Raw genomic sequence first — 1,733 nt, 5'->3', positions numbered from 1 at the left:
GACTTGGGCTATCAGCCCCTGAAACCGTCACATTGGAATACCCATCGCCGTAAGGCTCGACCGATGCCAGGGCCCTGATGATCCCGGTCGACGCGAACCGTGCTGTTGAGGCCACGAAGCTGGAGTTCGATCCGGCTTCCACTCATCCGAAATCCGGTGAGCCTCCAAAAGAATCCGATTGACGCGGCTTTCCCTTAGGTGCGCGCGATTTTCCTTTTCTAGAAACACCCTCCCCCAAATGGGAAGACCGATGAATGACGCGTAACAACCGCCCTCTGAGGCGGTTTTTTTATTGGAGGGCCTCTATGGCTGATCTGAACTCCTTCGCGGTACGCCAGACGCGCCGTGGTTTCCTCAAGGGCGCCCTTGCCGGAACAGCCCTTGGTGCGCTGGGAGCCTGCACCGTCACGAAATCCGGCAACGTCACCACAATCACGCTCAACGTCGCCAGGGTGAAGGCATACGGTCAGGCGGGCATCAATGCTGTCGCGACGGTTCTGTCCATCGCCGCCGTAGCGTCCGCCATTGGTGCTCCGGCCGTTGCAGTGATCGAGACGGCCTCCGTCGCGCTGTCTGCCGCCCTCACCTCGTTTTCGTCTGCTGCCGGATCGAGCGTGGCTGTCAGTTATGACGACACGACCATCAAGAGCGCGGTCAACTCGGTCCTGGCGGATCTCCAGACTATCGCGTCCGATCTGTCCTCCGCCATCGCGGGTGCGAGCAGCACGGTGTCGCGTTCCGTCCTGTCCGATGCGAACACAGCCCTGTCAGCGCTCAAGACCATCGTCTCGGTGTTCGAGGGGCTGCTCGGCGTCGTGTCTCTGTCCACTCCGGCCATGACGGAATCGCAGGCCCTCCGCATCCTGCGCGTGTCACTGTGACGGCTTGCGTCCGCCTCTACTTTCCGGCCGATGCCTTCGGGCGGCTGATCTGCTGGCGCCTGGAAAGCGACTACAGCCATGCCACGATCGAACTGGGCGGGACGATCTATTCGGCCACCTATCCACGGATCGTCGGTGTCGGTCCGGATGATCCGGACTTCGGGATGCCACCACGGGCCGGGCATGCCTTCACGATCCGTCTGTCGGACGATGAAGCGCTCCGCGCGCTGGCCTACTGCAAGTCCATGCTCGGCACGTCCTATGACGTTCTGGCGATGGCGGGCTGGGCTTTCCGCATCCAGTCGCTTCAGCGCCCCGGCCACGCTTACTGTTTCGAGTACGTCTATGACGCACTCGCGGCAGCCGGGGTGTTCCCGACGTCCAAGCGGCTGGTCACGGGTGAGCAGCTTCTGAACGACCTGTATCAGGCCGGGCGCGTCGAGAACATGGCGCTGGATCATGCCGCTGCCCTGCGTCTGCATACCCGCCTGCTCGGGCAGTCCCGGCCCATTTCCATTCCTGCGCCAAAGGTGACCGTATGAGCCGCTGTCTCGGCAAACGTCCCGCACGTCATGACTGCCGCACCTATCGCCTCGATCCCGTATTGACGGTGTTTCCGGTTGCACCCTACGCCCGCGACTGGTCGCAGAACGTGCCTTACCAGATGCGGGGCAACGACCGCTCCGGCTGCTGGGCCTTTGCCGCTCATGGCGCTCTGGTCGCGACCTGGACGAAAGCCGCGCAGGGTCTCGCCGTGCTCTCGACCGGGAAAGTGCTCGCGAACTATGCCGCCGTCACCGGCTTCGACCCGGCTACCGGTGCGAACGACCACGGCACGATCCTTCTGGACGG

Annotated in this window: 2 protein-coding genes and 1 pseudogene; all 3 read left to right on the top strand. The window is 63.1% G+C overall.

The features are described 5' to 3' along the window. The first annotated feature begins 305 nt into the window (after positions 1–305). On the top strand, positions 306–881 hold the full coding sequence (locus tag GFJ39_RS13840) for a twin-arginine translocation signal domain-containing protein (RefSeq protein ID WP_153432033.1): 576 nt from the start codon (positions 306–308) through the stop codon (positions 879–881). After that, entirely contained in the window at positions 878–1,423 is a 546-nt protein-coding gene (locus GFJ39_RS13835; RefSeq protein ID WP_325062957.1) for a hypothetical protein, read from the top strand. The genes GFJ39_RS13840 and GFJ39_RS13835 overlap by 4 nt, the downstream gene beginning before the upstream one ends. Then, positions 1,420–1,733, top strand: a pseudogene (locus tag GFJ39_RS13830) (hypothetical protein); the annotation flags it as partial. The gene GFJ39_RS13835 and the pseudogene GFJ39_RS13830, both read left to right, overlap by 4 nt.

The sequence above is a fragment of the Gluconobacter aidae genome (assembly GCF_009547075.1).
Lineage (GTDB): Bacteria > Pseudomonadota > Alphaproteobacteria > Acetobacterales > Acetobacteraceae > Gluconobacter > Gluconobacter aidae.
The sequence above is the reverse complement of the archived record's forward strand: the minus strand, read 5'-3'. Positions and strand labels throughout refer to the sequence as shown.

Coding starts and splice junctions, on each gene's coding strand:
- GFJ39_RS13840 (WP_153432033.1), top strand. CDS start 306: ATGGCTGATCTGAACTCCTTCGCGGTACGCCAGACGCGCCGTGGTTTC.